Raw genomic sequence first — 15,611 nt, forward strand, 5'->3', positions numbered from 1 at the left:
TTGGCATACATATTGCAATTACTAACTTAGATATTCAGTAACCACTGATTTGATTAGGTTTTCGGGGGCAGTATGGCGTCGGATCTTCTGAATCTAGGTACCCAAAGTGTACTTACCGCTCAGAGACAACTCAGCACCACAGGTCATAACATTTCTAATGTTAATACAGAAGGTTACAGCCGTCAGTCTGTGATCCAAGGGACCAATACGCCTCGCCAATACGGTGGTGAAACCTACGGTATGGGCGTACATGTGGAAAAAGTTCGCCGCTCATGGGATCAATTTGCCGTTAATGAATTAAACCTATCTACCACCAGTTTTTCCTTTAAGCGTGACGACGAAGAAAATTTAGACATGCTCTCAAAGTTATTGTCGTCAGTGGCCTCGAAAAAAATCCCTGAAAACTTAAACGAATGGTTTGATGCGATTAAAACCCTCGCCGACAGCCCGAATGATATAGGTGCGCGTAAAGTTGTACTTGAGAAAGCGGATCTGATCACTCAAAACATGAATGATTTTCACGAGAACATTCGCCGCCAATCTGATGCGACCAACAAAGGGCTAGATGTTGCCGTTGAGCGTATTAACCAATTGGCGCTTGAGCTGCGAGATTTACAGCGCTTAATGATGCGCACTCCTGGTCCTCACAATGACTTAATGGACCAGCATGAAAAATTGGTGGCTGAGCTGTCTGAATACACCAAGGTCACCGTGACGCCACGTAAAAATGCTGAAGGGTTTAACATCCATATCGGGAGTGGGCACACGCTCGTCTCAGGTACAGAAGCCAGCCAAATGAAGATGGTTGATGGTTATCCTGATGTGAGTCAGCGCCGCTTGGCCATGATTGAAGGCAAAGGGATCAAGACCATTACCACTGAGGATATTGGCGGTAAGTTAAGTGCTCTGTTTACGATGCGAGATAAGCACATTCCTTACCTAATGGATGAACTTGGCCGCATGGCAACATCTTTCTCTTATGAAGTTAACAAGTTGCAATCACAAGGCTTGGACTTACGTGGCAATGTGGGAAGAGCGTTGTTTACGGATGTGAACTCTGAAGTCAATGCCCGCTCGCGAGCGATCATCGCTGGCAATTCAAAAGCCGATATGGCGGTCTATATCGAAGATACTTCAGCGTTGAAAAGTGGTGAATACTCCCTACAGTACAACGGCAGCAATTATACCGTATTAAAGCCAACGGGCGAGCGGGTTAACGTTCCGGTCGTTGGCAGCAGTTTATTTTTAGATGGAATGCGAGTTGAGATTCGCAACGCCCCTCAAGCCGGGGAGCGCATATTGCTGCGTCCAACGCGTAATGGTGCCGCTATTATGAAAATGGCGACCAACGATCCGACAGCCATTGCCGCACAAAGTTATGAAGCCTCCACCACTTTTGCCCAAGGGCAGGCAAAATTTAATATTTTATCGGCAGGTGGGTTGCGTGAATTTGAAGTGGTGATCTCACCAACGGGCGATCAATTTGCGGTCACGGATACCAAAGGTAACGTGCTGCTAGAACCACAGGCCTACCCACCATCGAATTCGATTACTGTGCTTGGTACAACGTTTGAATTGACGGCTGGCGCGCTACCCAATGATAAATTTACGGCAAACCTTGTCCCCTCAGAAGGTGACAACGGCAATTTGCGTAAGATGCAGCACATTCAAACAGAGAAAAAACTCAACGACGGTGAAACGACCGTGCTCGGGGTTTATCACGATCTCAATACTGATTTTGGTTTGCAGCTGGCCACCGCGTCACGCTTAAGTGACGTGGCCAGGCTTGAAAAAGAGTCAGCGCAGGAGCGCATTGCGTCCATTTCCGGAGTCAACCTTGATGAGGAAGCCGCGAACATGATGAAGTTCCAACAAGCTTATATGGCTTCCTCACGCATCATGCAGGTGGCTAATGATACTTTCAACACGATTTTGCAGCTGAGATAGGAGGCGATAAATGTTAACCAGAATATCGAGCTTCCATAACTATCAATCGGTGCAAAACGATATGCGCCGTCAAGAATCAAAGATCCATCATAACCAAGCGCAGCTAGCGTCAGGTAAGAAGTTGCTTTCGGCCAGTGATAGCCCATTAGCCACTCATTACATCCAAAAAGTAGGGCAGCAAGAAGAGCAATTACGCCAATATCTTGATGCAATCGTGCTGGTTCGAAACCGCTTAGAGCATCAAGAAGTAATCATTGCCAATGCGGAAAGCTCGACCGATGAGGCAAAGCGTACTGTTATGGAAATGATTAACGGTTCATTCTCTCCAGAAGATAGAGAAGCGAAAGCGCGTGAGCTGCAAGAGATGTTCAACAACTTAATTGAACTAGCAAATACGCAAGATGAGTCCGGTAACTACATGTTTGCCGGCACCAAGCCGAAGAATCAGCCTTTCTTTAGAGATAATGCCAGTAACGTGACTTATTCCGGCGATGATTATCAGCGCAAAATGCGTATCTCCAACAGCTTAGAGATCCCGTTCAATAATCAGGGTAATAAAGTGTTTATGGAGATTGATAACCCGTTTGGTAACTACGAACCAAACTATCAATTAAACGAAGGTTCAGAGTTACTGCTCGAGCGCGCAACCAATTTAGACTCGAATGATACATCACGCTATACCGTGACGTTTGTTGATATGGCTAACGGCAAATATGGTTACCAATTAGAGAAAGATGGCAGCGTGGTACAGGCCGATGAGTTTGATCCACAAAAAGGCATTCGATATCAAGATCTGACGGTGCACGTAAAAGGGCAAATCTCGAAAGGTGATGTGTTAAGCCTAGAGCCGCGTTCAACTTTTACCTTATTTGATAGCTATAAAGACGCGATTGAGCTCTCGCAAGGCTCCGTATCGGATGCGTCGACGACAGCGAAACTGCACCAAATTACGGAAGAGTTTCATGCCGCCTTTATTCATCTCAATAAAGTGCGTACTGATGTCGGTGCACGCTTGAGCACTTTAGATATTCAACAAGAACAGCATGAAGATTTCAAAATCAGTTTAGCGAAATCAAAAAGTAACTTTGAAGATCTTGATTACGCGGAAGCGGTGATTGAATTTAATGAGAATTCACGTGCGTTGCAGGCTTCACAACTGGCTTTTGGTAAAACGAAAGATTTGACCCTTTTCAACTATATCTAATCTTCAATGCCTTATGTGCTAAGCCATATGCGCGAAGAGTGGAATGTGTTGAAAAATTGGCCTGGAAATTGCTCATCTATTATCGAGAGATAAAGAGGCAATAGAGCGGCAAACGAAAGTGGCAACTCTGTTGCTAACGAGAAAAAACTGGATGCTCACTCACAAAGATAGAATGAATGAATTTCTTCTAAGTGATTAAAAAAACAAAGAATATTAATTTTAATATCAGATGTTTTAAAAGTTGGCATACTAATTGAATTGTCTATATCAGAGTTGATACAACAAGTTTTTAAATCGGCAAATAGCGGATTTAGCAAGTTCACGGTCAGTGCTTCCAAATGAGAGTAAAGCTGGCCGCTTCGCAAAAAGCTTGCGAACTCACTAGGAGAGCAAACTATGACCATTACAGTAAATACTAACGTCTCAGCAATGACTGCTCAGCGTTACCTTAATAAAGCGACGGGTGAATTAAATACCTCGATGGAACGTTTATCATCAGGTAATAAAATCAACAGCGCTAAAGATGATGCGGCAGGCTTACAAATTTCAAACCGCTTAACCGCTCAGTCTCGTGGCCTAGATGTGGCAATGCGTAATGCCAACGACGGTATTTCGATTGCTCAGACCGCGGAAGGGGCAATGAATGAGTCGACCAGTATCTTGCAACGTATGCGTGATCTTGCTCTTCAATCAGCAAACGGCACCAACTCGGCGTCAGAGCGACAAGCTTTGGATGAAGAGTCGACCGCATTGCAAGATGAGTTAAACCGTATTGCAGAAACGACCTCATTCGGTGGACGTAAACTGCTCAACGGTTCGTTTGGTGAAGCATCATTCCAGATTGGTGCGAGCTCAGGTGAGGCGATCATTATGGGGCTTACCAGCATACGTGCTGATGACTTCCGTATGGGCGGCCAATCGTTCCTTGCAGAGCAAGGAAAGGACAAGGATTGGGGAGTGCCAGCGGGCGCACGTGATTTGAAATTTGAATTCACCACCCAGGCAGGTGAGCTTGTTACTCTCGATGTGTTAGCCAAAGATGGCGATGATATTGAAGAGCTAGCGACTTACATTAATGGTCAAACCGACAAGCTTAAAGCATCGGTTGATCAAGACGGTAAACTGCAAATTTTTGCCGCAGAACCGAATTTACAAGGTGACCTTGCCATCTCTGGTGGTTTGGCAACCGAACTTGGCCTAAACGGCGGACCGGGCGTTAAGACGACGGTTCAAGATATTGATATCACCTCAGTTGGTGGTTCTCAAAATGCAGTGGGCGTTCTGGATGCTGCGTTGAGATATGTGGATTCACAACGGGCAGAGCTCGGTGCGAAGCAAAACCGTTTAAGCCATAGCATCAACAACTTGGCCAATATCCAAGAGAATGTTGAAGCATCCAACAGTCGAATTAAAGATACAGATTTTGCGAAAGAAACCACGCAAATGACGAAAGCACAGATTCTGCAACAAGCGGGTACCTCGATTCTCGCTCAAGCAAAACAGTTGCCAAATTCTGCAATGTCACTATTGCAGTAATGTTAGGACCCTTCATCCAACAGCTCAGACGTGGGTTAGGTGAAGGAATCCTTGGCAAAGTATGATTATGGCCGAATATAAAGCTCTCTCAAGATGTACCCTGCTTTATAGTCATAGATAATCATGCGCCCCGGTCAGTCGGTAATGTGTTCATTTCTCTGATCTCCACATTGGCTCTGGCTACCAACTAGCCCCGGTTCTCTCAAAGGAAAAGGGGCTTTTCTTTATCTATAACTTCTTGCTCTCATCAATGCTCCTCAATCGCCCGTGAAGCCGACCAATCACGTCAAATCTTTAATGCTATTTTTGTATTTCAGCCAGTTTTGCAGCGTTTATCCCACTTTTAATCGATATTGGTTATTTTTTACGAAATCGTCGTTTTCCCGTTAAAGGATTCCTAACCGCAGTCGCTAATAATAGTACTTTGAGAGAACTACTTGGTTTTCCGAGACGTCGGAAACCGTTTGTCTATGACGCTAAGTCGGAAAATCAATAGGAGAACCACTATGGCGGTTAATGTAAACACTAACGTTTCAGCTATGACAGCACAACGCTACCTAAACAGTGCTAGCAATGCGCAACAGTTATCAATGGAACGTTTATCATCAGGCTTCAAAATTAATAACGCAAAAGATGACGCAGCAGGTTTGCAAATCTCTAACCGTTTGAACGTTCAAAGCAGAGGCTTAGATGTTGCCGTGCGCAACGCAAATGATGGCATTTCAATTGCGCAGACAGCTGAAGGTGCAATGAACGAAACTACCAACATTTTGCAACGTATGCGTGACTTATCTCTACAATCGTCAAATGGTTCGAACTCGAAAGCCGACCGCGTAGCGATTCAAGAAGAGATCACCGCGCTGAATGACGAACTCAACCGTATTGCTGAAACTACATCGTTTGGTGGTAATAAGTTGCTCAATGGTACTTTTGAGACGAAATCATTCCAAATCGGTGCGGATAACGGTGAAGCGGTCATGCTAAGCCTAAATAATATGCGCAGCGACAACGCAATGATGGGCGGTAAGAGTTACCAAGCGGCAAATGGACAAGATAAAGATTGGACCGTTAAAGCGGGTGCTAATGACCTTACCATTACGTTGACTGACAAACGTACTGGCGAGCAAACCATCAACCTAAGTGCAAAAGATGGCGATGACATCGAAGAGTTGGCCACTTACATCAATGGTCAAACCGACATGTTAAAAGCTTCTGTTGACGATGAAGGCAAACTGCAAATCTTTACTGATAGCAACCGTATTGATGGCGTAGCAACCTTTGGTGGCAGCTTAGCGGGTGAACTGAGTTTCCAAGCGGCAAAAGATGTGACAGTCGATACCATTGATGTCACCTCTGTAGGTGGTTCGCAAGAATCAGTTGCCATTGTTGATGCGGCACTGCAATTTGTAGACAGCCATCGTGCTCAACTGGGTGCATTCCAAAACCGTTTCAACCATGCGATTAACAACTTAGATAACATCAACGAAAACGTAAATGCTTCTAAGAGCCGAATCAAAGACACTGATTTTGCGAAAGAAACCACTGCCTTGACTAAATCGCAGATCCTTTCTCAAGCATCAAGCTCAGTGTTGGCACAAGCTAAACAAGCGCCTAATGCTGCTCTTGGTTTGCTTGGTTAAGTCGTTAACTTTTAAATTAAAAATCCAGCTTCGGCTGGATTTTTTTATGCCTCACTTTTCACGTGATCAAAGAATGGATCTGAAAAATGAATCAACAGTTAAAACGGGAGGAAAGGATATATTGTTATGAGGCTAATAAAACAAAACCCAGCCTAAGCTGGGTTTGAATTGATGGTGCGGAAGGAGAGACTTGAACTCTCACACCTTGCGGCGCCAGAACCTAAATCTGGTGCGTCTACCAATTTCGCCACTTCCGCAACTTGTACTGTAGATAGATTGAACATTGGTTATTCAAACTATCGTTGTAAATGGTGGCTACGACGGGATTCGAACCTGTGACCCCATCATTATGAGTGATGTGCTCTAACCAACTGAGCTACGTAGCCATTTAACAATCTTAAATCATGGTGCGGAAAGAGAGACTTGAACTCTCACACCTTGCGGCGCCAGAACCTAAATCTGGTGCGTCTACCAATTTCGCCATTTCCGCAGCGTATTCTTTAAATAAACCGAATGTTATTGATTCAGCTTATCTTTTTACGGTCAGCTTATCGCTAATCCTACAAATAATGGCAGGGCTACCTGGATTCGAACCAGGGGATGGCGGCATCAAAAGCCGCTGCCTTACCGCTTGGCGATAGCCCTACAAGATGATTGCTCATCTAAATAATGGTGCGGAAGGAGAGACTTGAACTCTCACACCTTACGGCGCCAGAACCTAAATCTGGTGCGTCTACCAATTTCGCCACTTCCGCAACTTATGCTGTAGATAAAATGAGGATTGGTTACTCAATTTATCGTTGTTATGGGTAGCTTATCGCTAACCATATGAAATATGGCAGGGCTACCTGGATTCGAACCAGGGAATGGCGGCATCAAAAGCCGCTGCCTTACCGCTTGGCGATAGCCCTACGAGATGATTGCTCATCTAAATAATGGTGCGGAAGGAGAGACTTGAACTCTCACACCTTACGGCGCCAGAACCTAAATCTGGTGCGTCTACCAATTTCGCCACTTCCGCAATTTAATTTTTCGATTCAACGAATCTTTTTCACAACAAGCGCTTGGCTTATCGTGTCAATAATGGCAGGGCTACCTGGATTCGAACCAGGGAATGGCGGCATCAAAAGCCGCTGCCTTACCGCTTGGCGATAGCCCTACAGGATGATTGCTCATCTAAATGTGGTGCGGAAAGAGAGACTTGAACTCTCACACCTTACGGCGCCAGAACCTAAATCTGGTGCGTCTACCAATTTCGCCATTTCCGCAAATTTTTAGTTATCGAGATGGTGCGGAAGGAGAGACTTGAACTCTCACACCTTACGGCGCCAGAACCTAAATCTGGTGCGTCTACCAATTTCGCCACTTCCGCAGCTCGATATCTATGTGTTGCCAACTTTCGCTAACAACTAAATTATGGTGGCTACGACGGGATTTGAACCTGTGACCCCATCATTATGAGTGATGTGCTCTAACCAGCTGAGCTACGTAGCCATCTTTTTGAGCGAGACAATATAATACAATCCACACTCATGTGCCAATGGTTTTTTAAACACTGACCCATTTGAATAATGGCAGGGCTACCTGGATTCGAACCAGGGGATGGCGGCATCAAAAGCCGCTGCCTTACCGCTTGGCGATAGCCCTACAAGATGATTGCTCATCTAAATAATGGTGCGGAAGGAGAGACTTGAACTCTCACACCTTGCGGCGCCAGAACCTAAATCTGGTGCGTCTACCAATTTCGCCACTTCCGCAACTTAACCTGTAGATTCAGTGAATATTGGTATTCATTAAATCGTTGTTATGACCAGTTTATTCGCTAGTCATCTCAATATTGGCAGGGCTACCTGGATTCGAACCAGGGGATGGCGGCATCAAAAGCCGCTGCCTTACCGCTTGGCGATAGCCCTACAAGATGATTGCTCATCTAAATAATGGTGCGGAAAGAGAGACTTGAACTCTCACACCTTGCGGCGCCAGAACCTAAATCTGGTGCGTCTACCAATTTCGCCATTTCCGCAACTTTCCTAAATATTTTTATAAGAAAAACACTTAGGAAATGGTGGCTACGACGGGATTCGAACCTGTGACCCCATCATTATGAGTGATGTGCTCTAACCAACTGAGCTACGTAGCCATTTTTATTCTCTCTTTAAGTTTGCCTTAATGTCGAGAACGGAGCGAATTATGCGGATATGGCTCTAGAGCGTCAATAGTTTTTTTGAATAAATTCTTTGAAACCAACCGTTCGAACTTTTTTTGAACAAAGAGACGTGTTTGTGATCAAAAACGGTTAATAAATCATTAAGCTTATTGATTTTTCCTTGCTTGTCGCTAAGGTTGATTTTGAGAAAAAAACAAAAAAGCCAACAGAATCTGTCGGCTTTAATGGTGTATTAATGGCTGATTAACGAGTTATTTACACGTTGAAGCGGAAGTGGATAACATCGCCATCTTTTACGATGTATTCTTTACCTTCCAAGCGCCATTTGCCGGCTTCTTTGGCTCCATTTTCGCCGCGATATTGAATGAAATCATCATAACCCACAACTTCAGCGCGAATGAAACCACGTTCAAAGTCGGTATGGATTTTACCCGCCGCTTGCGGAGCCGTCGCACCGACCGGAATCGTCCAGGCACGCACTTCTTTTACGCCAGCGGTGAAGTAGGTTTGTAGCGTTAGCAGTTCGTAACCGGTACGAATCACGCGGTTTAGACCGGGTTCTTCAATGCCTAAATCGGCTAAAAACTCGGCGCGATCTTCTTCTTCAAGTTCAGATAGTTCAGCTTCAATGGCTGCGCAAACAGCAACCACAGAATTGTTCTCTTTTTCTGCAAACTCTCTGACAGCATCAAGGTACGGGTTATTTTCAAAGCCATCTTCGCTCACGTTGGCGATATACATGGTTGGTTTCAACGTTAAGAAGTTGAGATAATCTACGGCGGCTAGCTCTTCTTTTGAGAGTTCAACCGTGCGAGCCATACCACCTTCCGTTAATACAGGGAGTAGCTTCTCTAATACGGTGATTTCAAATTTAGCGTCTTTATCGCCACCTTTGGCACGTTTTGCTTGACGTTGAATGGCGCGTTCACAGCTATCAAGGTCGGCAAGGGCAAGCTCTAGATTGATTACTTCAATATCTTCAATTGGCGATACTTTGCCTGCTACGTGAACGATATTTTCGTTCTCGAAGCAGCGAACAACGTGACCAATCGCATCTGTTTCACGGATATTGGCAAGGAATTTGTTGCCTAAACCTTCACCTTTTGACGCGCCAGCCACTAGGCCTGCGATATCGACAAATTCCATTGTCGTCGGAAGGATACGTTGAGGGTTTACAATTTCTGCTAACGCATCGAGACGAAGGTCTGGAACAGGAACCACACCCGTGTTTGGTTCGATAGTGCAAAACGGGAAGTTTGCTGCTTCGATGCCCGCTTTAGTTAGTGCATTAAATAATGTTGATTTACCCACATTTGGTAAACCCACGATGCCACATTTAAAACCCATGACTGTAACCTTATTCAGCTTTGAACGTATGTAAGCGATTTTGTGCTTTAGTTAGACCATCTTTTAGTAAAATGTCGAAGCAACGAACCGATTCGTCAACCGCGGCATCTAGGCACTCTTGCTCTTTGGCGGGTGCTTTACCTAAAACATAGCCTGCTACTTTATCTTTGTGCCCCGGATGGCCGATACCAATCCGCAGGCGGTAGAATTCTTTGTTATTGCCGAGTTTGCTGATGGTGTCTTTAAGGCCATTATGCCCGCCATGACCACCGCCCATTTTGAACTTAGCTACCCCGGGAGGTAAGTCTAGTTCATCATGTGCCACCATGATCTCTTCTGGTTTTATCTGGTAAAACTTGGCGATGGCCGCCACGGCTTTACCGGATAAATTCATAAAAGTTGTTGGGATCAATAAACGCAGATCTTCACCATTAACCACGATACGTCCGGTGAAACCGAAGAATTTGGCTTCGTTTTTCAAGGTGACGTTATGAACTCGGGCTAATTCTTCTACTACCCAAGCGCCGGCATTGTGCCTCGTTTTGGCGTACTCAGGGCCAGGATTCGCTAGCCCGACAAGAAGTTTGATTGGTTGGCTCAAGGTTAGGATCTCTTTGCAATATCAAAAGCGCGGTATGATAGCACACAAAAGGGAAAGGGTGCGAGGCGCTAAAATAACAAAGGAAAAAGCACCTCATTTTTCAATGAAGTGCTTTAAAAGCATTTAAAAATCAGTAAATAAACTGAGTTTTAATTAAACATGGCAGAAATAGACTCTTCGTTGCTAATGCGACGAATCGCTTCAGCAAGCATGCTAGACAAGGTTAATTGTGTCACTTTGCCGGTTGCCGCCATCTCTTTAGATAGGGTGATCGAGTCTGTGACGATAACTTGGTCTAGTACTGAGTTTTTGATATTTTTCGCTGCGTTACCTGAGAATACCGCGTGCGTTGCGTAAGCAAATACACGTTTTGCTCCACGTTCTTTCAACGCTTCAGCGGCTTTACACAAAGTGCCGCCAGTGTCGATCATGTCATCCACGATCACACAATCGCGCCCATCAACATCGCCAATCAGGTTCATAACTTCAGACACGTTGGCGCGTGGACGACGTTTATCAACGATTGCGATGTCGATATCACCTAATGCTTTTGCAGTCGCACGAGCACGAACCACGCCACCAAGGTCAGGTGAAACCACAACAGGATCTTCTAACCCACGCGCTTTCATATCTTCAAGCAACACTGGCGTACCAAAGATGTTATCTACTGGGACGTCAAAGAAGCCTTGGATTTGTTCTGCGTGAAGGTCGATGGTCAAAACGCGGTCAACACCAACGTTTGAAAGGAAATCTGCAACAACTTTTGCAGTAATCGGTACACGAGCAGAGCGCACTCGGCGGTCTTGACGGGCATAACCAAAATATGGGATGACAGCAGTAATACGGCCTGCTGAAGCACGGCGCATTGCATCAATCATCACTACTAATTCCATTAAGTTGTCATTAGTAGGAGCACAAGTAGATTGAATAATAAATACATCGCTACCACGAACATTTTCGTTGATTTGCACTGCAACTTCACCGTCGGAGAAACGAGAAACAGTAGCATCACCAAGAGAGATGTATAGACGTTCAGCAATACGTTGGGCTAGTTCAGGTGTGGCGTTACCAGCAAATAGCTTCATATCAGGCACGGTGGAAACCTCAGGGTTGCGTCCAGTTTTTAAATAGGTCGGGTGTTGGCGAATTGGTATTCAGCCAGAGTCTTTTTCAGTGGCGAAATGTTACACCCTAAGGCGACAAACGCGAAGACTGTGTCAGGGAGCTTGGCAAGGACAGCTTCCGCTTCTACTTTGCTAGAAAATTCGGCAAAAACGCAAGATCCCGTCCCAGTCAATCTTGACGGCGCGTATTGTAGCAGCCATGAAAGTTGCTTATCAACCTCTGGGTACAGCATTCGGACAATTTTTTCGCAATCGTTTTCGTAAGGGTGTTCGAGAAGCGTTGCTAGCGCTCGTTTTGGCGTGTTCCTTATCAATTGGGGATGAGTAAAAATATCTTTCGTTGCAATGCTCACATTAGGCCGAACCACCAAATACCATTTTTGCTTTGGTTCGGTTTGGGTCAGTTTTTCACCTACGCCTTCAGCAAATGCGGCAAAGCCATGGACAAAAACGGGAACATCCGCCCCGAGTGTTAAACCGAGCGTAGCGAGTTCTTGCTGTGATAAATTGGTTTGCCATAAGTAGTTCAGTGCAACAAGCACGGTTGCAGCATTGGAAGAGCCGCCACCGATGCCACCGCCCATTGGCAAAACTTTATTTAATTCAATGCTCGCGCCATAGCGGCATCCACTTGCCTTTTGTAAGGCGATGGCCGCTTTCCAAATCAAGTTGTCTTGTAGCGCAACGCCAGCAATGGCTGGTGTGAGAGTTATTTCGCCAGACTGATTGGCGGTAATGGTTAACTCATCACCAAAATCGAGAAATTGAAACAGTGTCTGTAATTCATGATATCCGTCGGCTCTTTGCCCGGTGATGTACAGAAACAGGTTGAGCTTAGCGGGTGATGGCCAGTGGGTTGGGGTGCAAATCATGGCGTTAGGGTCCACTTTGAAATGACGAGGTTTAATGAAACTTGATCTTGAGTCAGCTTCAGTTTGGCCGGAAGTGGCACTGAAGTGGAAGAAGCGGATGTTGAGACGAAGGGATAAGCTTGGTAGTTCAAATATTCCAAGTGCCAGCGGCTAAGCCCTAGCTGTTTATCTAACGATGCCAACAAATTATTTTGATTCAATTGAAAACCATCCGCCTCGGTTGGCAATCCAAGCAGCCAATCTTGTAGCTGCTCAATGGGGATCGATAACCCAGTTAACTCGTAAACTAAAGCATCCGCATTCTGCGCATCGATAATTTGATCATCATACGTTTTGACCTGGGCGCCCTGAGGCGAGATGGAGAGATTTAAAACGGTCTGCCCTAAAAATGTTGAGAGACGAAGCTGGCTATGGTCGGCGTTTTTTTGCCAATGAAAATTGAGGGATTGGCGCTGTTGTGGTGATATATAGCCGAGTTTTCCGCTGGCTTGGTACTCGCGGATCGTTTGTAATTGCTGTTGGTGTTGCTGCCAGCCGACGCTCTCGACCCTTGTTGAGGGTAAGTTTGTGCAACCAAAGAGTGTTAGCAGAGTGAGGAGAGTTAAAATCAGTCTATTTGCGCGTGTCATATCTGCCCATTATTTACACAGTGAAGGCCGTAAAAACGCCTCACTATATCATTGATATCACGAAGTCGGGAAAACAAATCCTTGTTGCCCTTTCATTAAAACAGGGCATCAAGTAAAATTCTGCTCCTATTTACATTTCCTGAACCGAGAAACCTCTATAGATGTCCTTGCTTGCTATTGGAATAAATCACAATACAGCGTCGGTAGAACTGCGAGAGAAAGTGGCGTTTGGTCCTGATAAATTATCAGAAGCCTTGCGACAACTTGCGTCCAGTTCCAGCGTTCAAGGTAGCGTTATTGTCTCTACCTGTAATCGCACGGAAATTTATTGTGATGTAAAATCGTCGAGCAAAAGTAAGTTAATCGATTGGTTGTCTCAGTTCCATCATGTGAATCCTGAAGATCTTAAACCGAGTTTGTATGTACATGAAGAACAAGCCGCTATTCGTCATTTGATGCGAGTGGCTTGTGGGCTGGATTCACTGGTATTGGGTGAGCCGCAGATTTTAGGGCAGGTGAAGCAAGCCTATGCGGATGCTCGCGAGCATAACGCGGCTGATTCAGCGATTGAAAAACTGTTTCAAAAAGCATTCTCGGTAGCTAAACGTGTGCGCACCGAAACCGAAATAGGCGGCAGTGCGGTATCTGTGGCTTATGCTGCTTGTACGTTGGCAAAGCAGATCTTTGAATCACTCTCTGATTCAACGGTAATGTTGGTTGGGGCGGGTGAAACCATCGAACTGGTTGCGAAGCATTTAGCCAGCCATCGATGTAAACGCATGATAGTCGCCAACCGAACCCGCGAGCGAGCGATGGGGCTTGCACAGCAGTTTGACGCTGAAGTGATTGCACTCAATGAGATACCTGACTATCTCGCTCACGCGGATATCGTCATCAGTTCAACCGCCAGCCCACTGCCGATTATTGGCAAAGGGATGGTAGAAAGTGCGATTAAAGTGCGCCGCCATCAACCCATGTTACTGATTGATATTGCCGTGCCTCGTGATATTGAATCGCAGGTCGGTGATTTAAACGATGCCTATCTGTACACGGTTGATGATCTTCAGTCGATTGTAGACAGCAATATGGAACAGCGTAAAGTTGAAGCCATTCAAGCTGAAGCGATTGTCAGTGAAGAGAGCGCAGCCTTTATGAGCTGGATGCGTTCCTTGCAAGCAGTAGACAGCATCCGAGAATACCGTCAATCGGCCAACGAAATTCGTCAAGAATTGCTCAGCAAAAGCTTGCAGGCACTGGCTGCAGGGGGCGATCCTGAAAAAGTGTTACTTGAGTTAAGTAACAAACTCACCAATCGATTGATCCACACACCAACCCGAGCATTGCAAAGCGCTGCCGAGTTAGGTGAACCGGCTAAATTGGCCGTGATTAGACAAAGTTTGGGTCTTGACGACCCTCGATAATATCCGTCACTCCGAATTAAAGAAGAAACTATGAAAGCGTCGATTTTAGTTAAGCTTGAATCCCTTGTTGAGCGTTACGAAGAGGTTCAGCGCCTGCTTGGCGAGCCTACCGTAATTAGTGATCAAAATAAATTCCGTACTTTGTCAAAAGAGTACTCTCAGCTTGAGGAAGTCACTAAATGCTTCCAAGCTTACCAACAAGCGCAAGAAGATTTGGTTGCCGCAGAAGAGATGACCAAAGACGAAGACGCTGAAATGCGAGAGATGGCTCAAGAGGAAATAAAAGCGGCCAAAGCGACGATTGAACGTCTCACTGATGAATTGCAAATTCTGCTGCTACCAAAAGATCCGAACGATGATCGTAACTGCTTCTTAGAAATTCGTGCAGGGGCCGGTGGTGATGAGGCGGGCATTTTTGCTGGCGATCTATTCCGTATGTACAGCCGTTATGCTGAGAAAATGAGCTGGCGTATCGAAATTATGTCCGCTAGTTATGCTGAGCATGGCGGCTATAAAGAAGTGATTGCCAAAGTGAGTGGTGATGGCGCTTACGGTGTGCTTAAGTTTGAATCAGGCGGTCACCGCGTACAGCGTGTTCCGGCCACGGAATCTCAAGGTCGTGTGCATACTTCCGCTTGTACCGTCGCGATCATGCCCGAAATTCCTGAAGCTGAAATTCCAGAAATTAAAGCTAGCGATCTGAAAATTGACACTTTCCGCTCATCGGGCGCTGGTGGTCAGCACGTGAACACCACCGACTCTGCTATCCGCATTACCCACTTACCAACAGGTACGGTAGTTGAGTGTCAGGACGAGCGTTCACAGCACAAAAACAAAGCCAAAGCGATGGCCGTATTGGCCGCTCGTATTGCACAAGCGGAAGAAGCGAAGCGCGCAGCCGAAGTGTCCGATACTCGTCGTAACCTACTGGGTTCTGGTGATCGTAGCGACCGTATTCGCACTTACAACTACCCGCAAGGTCGCGTTTCCGATCATCGTATTAACTTAACCATCTATCGTCTTAATGAAGTGATGGAAGGGGATCTGCAAAGCTTGATTGATCCAATCATTCAAGAATATCAAGCAGACCAACTTGCCGCTCTTGCCGATCAACACTGATCCC

At 45.6% G+C, this 15,611-nt stretch carries 11 protein-coding genes and 16 tRNA genes; 6 read left to right on the top strand and 21 right to left on the bottom strand.

Annotated elements, in window-relative coordinates:
• Window positions 1-72: 72 nt before the first annotated feature.
• The 4 genes from flgK to N5E84_RS02165 all read left to right on the top strand — a co-directional run bounded on the left by flgK (window position 73) and on the right by N5E84_RS02165 (window position 6,327).
• Window positions 73-1,947 (top strand): flagellar hook-associated protein FlgK, encoded by a 1,875-nt coding sequence (gene flgK / locus N5E84_RS02150; RefSeq protein ID WP_019281752.1) that lies wholly within the window; start codon window positions 73-75, stop codon window positions 1,945-1,947.
• A gap of 10 nt (window positions 1,948-1,957) precedes the next feature.
• Window positions 1,958-3,151, top strand: a complete 1,194-nt coding sequence (gene flgL, locus N5E84_RS02155; protein WP_019281751.1) for a flagellar hook-associated protein FlgL — start codon at window positions 1,958-1,960, stop codon at window positions 3,149-3,151.
• A 396-nt stretch (window positions 3,152-3,547) separates the two neighbouring features.
• The gene (locus N5E84_RS02160; protein ID WP_017045944.1) at window positions 3,548-4,687 is read left to right on the top strand and encodes a flagellin; all 1,140 of its coding nucleotides are present in this window, start codon (window positions 3,548-3,550) and stop codon (window positions 4,685-4,687) included.
• 506 nt (window positions 4,688-5,193) lie between these two features.
• The gene (locus tag N5E84_RS02165; protein ID WP_026029038.1) at window positions 5,194-6,327 is read left to right on the top strand and encodes a flagellin; all 1,134 of its coding nucleotides are present in this window, start codon (window positions 5,194-5,196) and stop codon (window positions 6,325-6,327) included.
• Between the two features lie 172 nt (window positions 6,328-6,499).
• Here the strand turns inward: N5E84_RS02165 and N5E84_RS02170 are convergent.
• From N5E84_RS02170 to lolB, 21 genes are all read right to left on the bottom strand, one after another.
• Window positions 6,500-6,584 (bottom strand) — tRNA-Leu (locus N5E84_RS02170).
• Window positions 6,585-6,636: 52 nt separating this feature from the next.
• A tRNA-Met gene (locus N5E84_RS02175) sits at window positions 6,637-6,713 on the bottom strand.
• Window positions 6,714-6,732: 19 nt separating this feature from the next.
• A tRNA-Leu gene (locus tag N5E84_RS02180) sits at window positions 6,733-6,817 on the bottom strand.
• Between the two features lie 80 nt (window positions 6,818-6,897).
• Window positions 6,898-6,972 (bottom strand) — tRNA-Gln (locus N5E84_RS02185).
• Between the two features lie 25 nt (window positions 6,973-6,997).
• Window positions 6,998-7,082, bottom strand: a tRNA-Leu gene (locus N5E84_RS02190).
• 81 nt (window positions 7,083-7,163) lie between these two features.
• A tRNA-Gln gene (locus N5E84_RS02195) sits at window positions 7,164-7,238 on the bottom strand.
• Between the two features lie 25 nt (window positions 7,239-7,263).
• A tRNA-Leu gene (locus tag N5E84_RS02200) sits at window positions 7,264-7,348 on the bottom strand.
• A gap of 63 nt (window positions 7,349-7,411) precedes the next feature.
• A tRNA-Gln gene (locus tag N5E84_RS02205) sits at window positions 7,412-7,486 on the bottom strand.
• A gap of 24 nt (window positions 7,487-7,510) precedes the next feature.
• Window positions 7,511-7,595, bottom strand: a tRNA-Leu gene (locus N5E84_RS02210).
• A 19-nt stretch (window positions 7,596-7,614) separates the two neighbouring features.
• Window positions 7,615-7,699: transfer RNA gene (locus N5E84_RS02215), tRNA-Leu, on the bottom strand.
• 45 nt (window positions 7,700-7,744) lie between these two features.
• Window positions 7,745-7,821: transfer RNA gene (locus N5E84_RS02220), tRNA-Met, on the bottom strand.
• Window positions 7,822-7,899: 78 nt separating this feature from the next.
• Window positions 7,900-7,974: transfer RNA gene (locus N5E84_RS02225), tRNA-Gln, on the bottom strand.
• A gap of 25 nt (window positions 7,975-7,999) precedes the next feature.
• Window positions 8,000-8,084 (bottom strand) — tRNA-Leu (locus N5E84_RS02230).
• 81 nt (window positions 8,085-8,165) lie between these two features.
• Window positions 8,166-8,240, bottom strand: a tRNA-Gln gene (locus N5E84_RS02235).
• A 25-nt stretch (window positions 8,241-8,265) separates the two neighbouring features.
• Window positions 8,266-8,350, bottom strand: a tRNA-Leu gene (locus tag N5E84_RS02240).
• A 40-nt stretch (window positions 8,351-8,390) separates the two neighbouring features.
• A tRNA-Met gene (locus N5E84_RS02245) sits at window positions 8,391-8,467 on the bottom strand.
• Between the two features lie 282 nt (window positions 8,468-8,749).
• On the bottom strand, window positions 8,750-9,841 hold the full coding sequence (ychF, locus tag N5E84_RS02250) for a redox-regulated ATPase YchF (RefSeq protein WP_013857965.1): 1,092 nt from the start codon (window positions 9,839-9,841) through the stop codon (window positions 8,750-8,752).
• Between the two features lie 10 nt (window positions 9,842-9,851).
• The gene (gene pth / locus N5E84_RS02255) at window positions 9,852-10,442 is read right to left on the bottom strand and encodes an aminoacyl-tRNA hydrolase (RefSeq protein WP_013856262.1); all 591 of its coding nucleotides are present in this window, start codon (window positions 10,440-10,442) and stop codon (window positions 9,852-9,854) included.
• 149 nt (window positions 10,443-10,591) lie between these two features.
• Entirely contained in the window at window positions 10,592-11,536 is a 945-nt protein-coding gene (locus N5E84_RS02260) for a ribose-phosphate pyrophosphokinase (RefSeq protein ID WP_010320509.1), read from the bottom strand.
• A 29-nt stretch (window positions 11,537-11,565) separates the two neighbouring features.
• Window positions 11,566-12,438, bottom strand: coding sequence for a 4-(cytidine 5'-diphospho)-2-C-methyl-D-erythritol kinase (gene ispE, locus N5E84_RS02265; RefSeq protein WP_019280893.1), 873 nt, complete (start codon window positions 12,436-12,438; stop codon window positions 11,566-11,568).
• Window positions 12,435-13,067, bottom strand: a complete 633-nt coding sequence (gene lolB, locus N5E84_RS02270) for a lipoprotein insertase outer membrane protein LolB (RefSeq protein WP_017045762.1) — start codon at window positions 13,065-13,067, stop codon at window positions 12,435-12,437. Before lolB ends, ispE begins: the two co-directional genes overlap by 4 nt.
• A gap of 161 nt (window positions 13,068-13,228) precedes the next feature.
• Between lolB and hemA the strand changes: the two genes are divergently transcribed.
• Window positions 13,229-14,488 (top strand): glutamyl-tRNA reductase, encoded by a 1,260-nt coding sequence (gene hemA / locus N5E84_RS02275; protein ID WP_013856265.1) that lies wholly within the window; start codon window positions 13,229-13,231, stop codon window positions 14,486-14,488.
• 30 nt (window positions 14,489-14,518) lie between these two features.
• Window positions 14,519-15,607 carry a peptide chain release factor 1 gene (prfA, locus tag N5E84_RS02280; RefSeq protein WP_010320505.1) on the top strand — a complete coding sequence of 363 codons (1,089 nt, stop codon included), beginning with the start codon at window positions 14,519-14,521 and terminating at the stop codon, window positions 15,605-15,607.
• Window positions 15,608-15,611 lie beyond the last annotated feature (4 nt).

Source organism: Vibrio sp. J502 (genome assembly GCF_025397955.1).
GTDB lineage: Bacteria > Pseudomonadota > Gammaproteobacteria > Enterobacterales > Vibrionaceae > Vibrio > Vibrio anguillarum.